The sequence below is a fragment of the Lutispora saccharofermentans genome (assembly GCF_024363565.1).
Taxonomy (GTDB): Bacteria; Bacillota; Clostridia; order Lutisporales; family Lutisporaceae; genus Lutispora; species Lutispora saccharofermentans.
On record NZ_JAJEKE010000017.1, the window covers coordinates 96,488 to 103,452 of the forward strand.

The 6,965-nt window shown below is 38.9% G+C and carries 5 protein-coding genes and 1 tRNA gene; all 6 read right to left on the reverse strand.

From position 1 onward, the window contains the following. Positions 1-27: 27 nt before the first annotated feature. Positions 28-825: a M55 family metallopeptidase gene (locus tag LJD61_RS16275; protein ID WP_255228597.1), complete on the reverse strand. Its 798-nt coding sequence runs from the start codon at positions 823-825 to the stop codon at positions 28-30. A 30-nt stretch (positions 826-855) separates the two neighbouring features. Further along, positions 856-1,905: a P1 family peptidase gene (locus tag LJD61_RS16280; RefSeq protein WP_255228598.1), complete on the reverse strand. Its 1,050-nt coding sequence runs from the start codon at positions 1,903-1,905 to the stop codon at positions 856-858. Positions 1,906-1,907: 2 nt separating this feature from the next. Beyond that, entirely contained in the window at positions 1,908-2,660 is a 753-nt protein-coding gene (cuyB, locus tag LJD61_RS16285; protein WP_255228599.1) for a cysteate racemase, read from the reverse strand. A gap of 139 nt (positions 2,661-2,799) precedes the next feature. After that, on the reverse strand, positions 2,800-4,824 hold the full coding sequence (locus LJD61_RS16290; RefSeq protein WP_255228600.1) for a sigma-54 interaction domain-containing protein: 2,025 nt from the start codon (positions 4,822-4,824) through the stop codon (positions 2,800-2,802). A 665-nt stretch (positions 4,825-5,489) separates the two neighbouring features. Then, on the reverse strand, positions 5,490-6,647 hold the full coding sequence (locus LJD61_RS16295) for an AI-2E family transporter (protein WP_255228601.1): 1,158 nt from the start codon (positions 6,645-6,647) through the stop codon (positions 5,490-5,492). Positions 6,648-6,819: 172 nt separating this feature from the next. Continuing rightward, positions 6,820-6,893 (reverse strand) — tRNA-Gln (locus LJD61_RS16300). Positions 6,894-6,965: the final 72 nt, after the last annotated feature.

Here is a 6,965-nt window from a genome sequence, read left to right on the forward strand (position 1 = left end):
TCGATTTTTTGACTCAGAGTGGTCTAGTTATAATACAAATCCTATCATCCTTAAAACCTCAAAATAATCCTGTGATTCAAATATCAAGGTGTTGGCTCCTACCTTTCTCATGCCCGGATAATAGGACATCTTATTTGCGTAAGTATGCTCCTTAAAGCATATTTCAACATTAAATCTATCTGGCAAGCTTATTCTGGCTTTATTAAAGTCTTGCTTTAACGATTTTTCTGCATTTTCTCTTATGAGCTTTAAAGATCTGGTTGTTGAAATACATATTGCGGCTGAGCCTATTCCCTCTTTCACCTCCACTGTATGCAAGCATGGATGCATCTTTCTCCCCTCTTCACATAGCATCTTGTCTCCTGATAGAAATACCGTTGGTACACCCTCGCAGGCTGCAGCATAGCTGTATATCGTGAATTCGCTTGCATATTCTCCGTTGATTTTTATGTATAATGGCCTGGAGGTCATAGTATGGGATAGGGGATTGCCTTCTCTACCGGCAGCACTATGATATCCGATAAACATTGCCGCATCAAAAGTGTCATTGATTCCTTGAACCATCGAATAAGGATGACCCGACCACCCTCTTATCAGCTTTGCACACTCGGGCAATTTTGTAATATCAATGTTCGCTGCCGTGTCGTGGGCATCTTTAATCACTATTTCATCAGCACCGGCCGCTATTGCGCCTTCACATGCTGCTGCCACCTCTTTTGTCATCTGCTCTGCATAGATTGAATAAAAGCTCTTTTCCGCTTCACATTCATCCCATCTTATCGTAGAAGTGATACCCTCCATATCGGCGCTTATAAATATTTTCATCATATTCCCCTCCTATTTTAAAGCAATCTGCTATTCTTTTAGCTTCATATAGTCTCTCAGTGTTTCTCGAATTCTGCCCTTTACGCCTATAACCTTTCCGCTGGTGATCATAGAATTTAACACAGCCTCTTCCTCACACTCAGCTACTGCTCTAAATACAACATTGAGCTTGTCCTCTTTAAGGATCTTGATGTCAGCTATTTCGTTATCGAGATAACTTTTAAGAACATTTCCGGTAGAAAATGCAATCATTATCTCTCCGCTCCCATGTCCCATAAATGAGCCCAATCTTGCCAATCCAACTCCCGCTCTCTTGCATACCCTTCTCAACTGCCTGCTGCTAAGAGGTATATCTGTAGCTATGATTGAAATTACAGAACCTTTATCCTCTTGTGGTTCGATATCCTTTTCTTTAGAAACTCTGTCATCAATATGAACCCCATTGATGCATAAATCCTTTAGTAATCCATGATTGGATAAGACCAATGCTCCCACAGTATAGTCCTGTCCTTCCAATTTTATAATGCGTGATGCCGAGCCTATACCCCCCTTAAGCTGATGGCAGCTCATGCCCTTTCCCGCACCTACATCTCCTTCAGCAAAGTTTGCCGTCGCTTCTTCTATAGCTTTGTATACATGCTCCTTTTTTACGGCCCTCAGCTGAATATTATTCAAATAGCTGTCATTGCACTCGCATACCACCGGATTAATGGACTCTACTTCTACATTTTCCTTTTTGCATTCTTTTATCATATAATCCACAACTGCATCATGGACGAGGCCCACATTCAATGTATTGGTCAAAGCTATGATGGACTCAAGGCTTCCCAGCTCATCAATTTGTACAAGTCCTAAAGTTTTTCCAAAGCCGTTTAGCACATAAGAGGCAGCAATAAGCTTGTTTGTAAAAATATTGCCTTCCGTAGGAAGTATCACTGTCACACCTGTTTTGCTCTCCTCAGTATCGATTGTGCAATGTCCTACCTTGATGCCTTTTACGTCCGTAATTTTATTCAGCTTTCCTTTTGGCAATTCGCCAATTTTTATTCCATAATCTTCTATTCTATTTTGTTTTGTCATTCTCATTCCACCTCATTATTTTTATGAAGAACTCCATTTCCATCATGGAGCGAAGATTCTTCATCAAATTTCTCTTTCTCCGCTAACTCAACACAATGCCGGGCTAATATAAGAACGGGATCTATATATTCTTTCGGCACACCTATCCTTTCAACCAGGAGAGGGAGTTCGGTACACCCCAGGATTACTGGAGTGCATTTATCATCTATATATTTTGTTACCAGATATTCAAATTCTGTTGGACTTACATCAAATTTACCGGACTTTACCTTGTATATCCAACCCATAACCACTTTTTTATCAGCGTCATCCGGTTCTATTATATTCAGGCCGTATTCTTTGAATATTTTTTTATATATTCCTGATATATACGTACCTTCTGTAGCCAGGAGCAAGAAATCGCCGGCGTCCGGTTTTGTAAATTTTAAAAATGCTGCGGTTTCGCCTATCATATTAATTAAATACGCCTTTGTATATCTTTTTATATCGTCATAAAAAAAGTGTGCCGTGTTGCATGGCATGGCTATATAATCAGCGCCCAACATTTCTAATCTGGTAAGCGATCTTATGAGCTCGATTTTAGGGTCTTGCCCCTCACCGAGAATATATTGTGTTCTATCAGGAATTTGTGCATTGCTGTCTATTACTATATGGATATGATCTTGGTCCTTAGATGCATGAGTGGAGTCAATAATTTTCCTAAACAAATCACATGTAGCTGCCGGACCCATACCTCCCATTATTCCCAGAATCATATTATCACCTCGGTGTATTATTTATTACACCTGTGTTTATCGCAATTTTCATGCCATACAAAAAGTTCTCATATACCCTAGGCTTCTGAGGATTTTTATAAATTTTAGGGGATATAATTCAGCCCATTTATGCACCCATTTATCCGTTAACTCCTATTGAAGATAGTATGCTATTGCCTTTCTCAGTCAGCATAGTGCCTTTTCTCCCAGTACTAACCTCAACAAGACCTAACAGCTCGGCGCTGTTCAGCAAGCTTCTTATCTGGCCTTCCGTCAATGGCAATCCTTCTTCCTTTGCCAGGTTTGCCAGATAACGTCTCCCTATCCCATCTGAATTCTTCATTTTATCCAAAATCCATATCATATTATTTCCTAAAACCTCCTTTAGTACAGATTCTCCCGGCCTGGGCAGATCATCAGTTATATATTCGGGAAGCTTAGTTTTATCTATTTTTTTGCCATTCTTAGCAGTGCTTATTATATACTCAATCGCGTTCTCCAACTGCCTGATGTTACCAGGCCAGTCATAATCGATCAATACCTGGACAGCGTCATTTTCTAAAACCTCATATATGCTGTTATATTTGCCGGCGCTATATCTTTTCAAGAAATAGTTCGAAAGAACCAAAATATCCGTTTTCCTTTCCCTTAAGCTCAAAGTCCTGACAGGAAGGACATTGAGCCGGTAATATAGATCGGCTCTGAAATTGCCTTTTTTTATTTCTTCTGCCAAATTGCGATTTGTAGCAGCGATCAGCCTCACATCTATAGGTATTTCTTTGAGGCCTCCCACCCTCCTTACCTGCCTTTCCTGTATCACCCTCAATAACTTGCATTGGAATTCTAAAGAAGCATCTCCTATTTCATCCAGAAAAATTGTTCCTCCGTGAGCTTCTTCAAAAAGTCCTCTCCTGCCGCCTTTTTTGGCTCCTGTGAAGGAGCCCTCTTCATATCCGAATAGTTCGCTTTCCAATAGACTCATGGGCATGGATGCAAAATTTACAGGCACAAAGGGCCCGCCGCCTCTCTTTGAAGCACAGTGAATAGCTTGAGCGATCAGCTCCTTGCCGGTGCCGCTTTCCCCTTGAATTAAGATTGTGGAATCAGTATCAGCAAAGCCTTTTACTTTCTCCATCAATCTGCCCATGCTGCTGCTTTCATAGATGATATCATCAAAGGTATAAAAATTTGACCTTGTAGACTTTGTTGTCCTTCTGCGAAGCTCATGCTCATTTTTTTCAATATCTTCACTTTTTTCGAAAGTATATATGATTCCGTCCTCACTGCCGCTTCCTTTGACCACTTTACTGGTAACAAACAATTCTTTTCCTTTTATCATAATAACATCAATCTTGTCATGATGATCACTTTCATCCAGTTCCGGCAATATATCTTTAATATTTTTTCCTATAACATCTTCCCATGAACATTCTAAAATATTATAAATCTCCTGATTTCCGGTTATTATATTTCCGTCTTTGTCTATGTATATAATTGCCTTTGTCAAACAATTTGCAACAGTCTCAAGCCTGCTGCTGATAATTTTCATATCCTTTGCACTATCATTGATCCTGTTCAAGAGCCCAATGATCTCATGAATATATTGAGAAGAAAGCCCATCGCCCAGGGCATCCATCAAGCCAAGCCTTTTGGCTATATCAGCTACTGTAGTGATATCAATTTGTCTCGTACCAATATCTATAACCTTCTTTACCTCATATGGCACAAGATGAGGTTCTCCCACAGTAACCCCGATATCCAGCCCCGGGTATGCCGCTATTCCGGGATAATACGGATAATATTTTATATAATTGACTCCAAGGGCTTGCAGCTGAGTTATGGCTTGATAGGTAGACTCAGCCCTGTCGTTAATGAGGAGTACCTCAGTAGCTTTAGGCAGGCTCAATAGCTCTGAAATATATCTGTGATTTATGACCCTGCAAGCCAGCACATAATTCATGCCTTTATCTATCAGGCTTTGAACTCTTTTATCTATTGTTTGAGGAGATGATAAAACAACAAGAGTATTTGCCATATCAAATTCTAAATCATCTTCCAGACAGTAAGATTCGATCTCCGCATATTCTCCGAAGATTTTCTCCAACTGCATGGCCAGATTAATTGAAGTCACCTTTCCCGGGCTTATTATTGCAATCTTCTTCATTTTCCTTTCTCCTCCCTGGCATACTGATTATTGTGATGCATGATGATAATTTCAAAGCGCCATATTAATGTAATTATTATATATTTATTAATAAAAAACAACTTGAAAAACAAGCGCTTACTCTATAACAAGCCAGTCATAAAAAATAGCCGATTTAGATATGCTCAACATCCAAACGGCGAATAATTTTCAACATACTATATAATGTTTAAACTCAGTGATTTTCCAGAGCACCCGATGCTGCTCCATACGACTCCGGCTTAAGTATTTTTAGTAAGCTCATTGCGGCACTTTGGACAGGTAATGCGGATTTTGCCCTTACCCTTTGGGACCCGAAGCCTTTGCCCACACTGGGTACATTTGAAATAACGATATGTCTTACCGCCTCTTGCACGATTTATAAACTGAATGAGCTTCAAATTTATTGGATTCCACCACTGTAAAAATCTCATGTTCTCTTCTCTTCGCTTATTAATATTTTTTGAAAACATCCTTGCGTAGCACATAATTAAAATTATCATAGCAAAGATATTGAAAACACCTGATCCTATAAGAGAACTAACAACTAAAAACACAATACTCAACATAAGCATAGCATTTGAGAGCTGGTCCATACCATAGCGTCCTATCATCAATTTTCTAAACCAATTCATCCTTCTTACTCCTTATATACTATTTGTTTTTTCTGTTTTAATGTCTTTACTTGCCAGCCGCGCAGATACAGACTCACCAATAAGTTTGTATATTATTGAGCATATAGGGACAAAAACCATCATCCCTAGTATTCCCAAAGTGCTTCCCCCCAATATAACCGCAGCAAATACCCAAATAGCCGGCAATCCTATGGATGTTCCCACAACACGGGGATATATTAAATTCCCTTCGATCTGCTGCAAAACAATTATAAATACTATAAACCAAAATGCTTTGATGGGAGACACCATAAGAATCATAAAGACTCCCAGAGCAGCTCCGATAAATGCCCCAACCAGTGGGATCAATGCTGTAAATCCGATAAGAACAGAAATTGTTGCCGCATGTGGAAATCTGAAAATAATCATTCCGATAAAACACAATGCCCCAAGTATCACAGCTTCTGTAAACTGTATTGCGACAAAGCTATAAAAGGTCTTATAAGAAAGCTTGGATATATAAACAATCCTATCTGCACTTTTCTCAGGCAAGAATGCATAGATAACCCGCTTCGCTTGGTAAGTCAGTTTCTCCTTGCTCATCAATATATAAATAGCAAAAATAATGCTCATCACAAGGGTAACTGTACCGCTAAATATGGAAGAAACAGCAGCCAGCGCAGAACTCAATACCGTAGATGTGCCGCTTTTTATAAAATTCGCGATAGAACTTCCTATTTTATCCCAATCGAACTGCAGGTTTACTATCCATTGTCTCAACTCGGGCAACTGAGCAGACCATTTCTCTGCCCATATTTGTATTTCTGTAAAAAATGCTGGAGCCGTATGCTTTATAATGGCGAAAGTGTCAACCATTTCAGGAATGACCAAAAAAGCTACAAGGAAAATTATAGCTGCGGCCATGATAATAGATAAGAGCAAGCAAGTGATACGGCTAATCTTTTTTATGATTGCTTTTTGAGGTAAGGGAAATAATACGCGTTCCAGCATTTTCATAGGAACGTTTAAAATAAAAGCAATGGCCAACCCCATAATCAGCGGCGATAACAATGCGAAAATCGACTTTAAATAGTTTATCACCGAAGTCAGATTCTGAAGTCCGGAGTAGAAAAGAATTGAAACCATGACCATAAGTAAAATCTTTTTCATATTTTTCTGCGATAGCTCCATAATACTCACTTCTCTAAATTAATTTTATATGCAGTAATACCTCTTGCACATTATATAATGTTATATTTAAAACAATGCTTTGTCAATGTGTTAAGACTGTATATAACTAAAAAAGTCCTAAATAAAACAAAAAACTTGCAAAGCATAAAACCTTGCAAGCATTATAATCATTTGGCTCCCGGTCAAGGACTCGAACCTCGACAAACTGATCCAGAGTCAGTTGTGCTACCATTACACAAACCGGGAACATTTCATCAACGAAATATATATTATCATGTTTTCTTATGTTTTGCAACATTAATTTCTCATTTTGCTGCA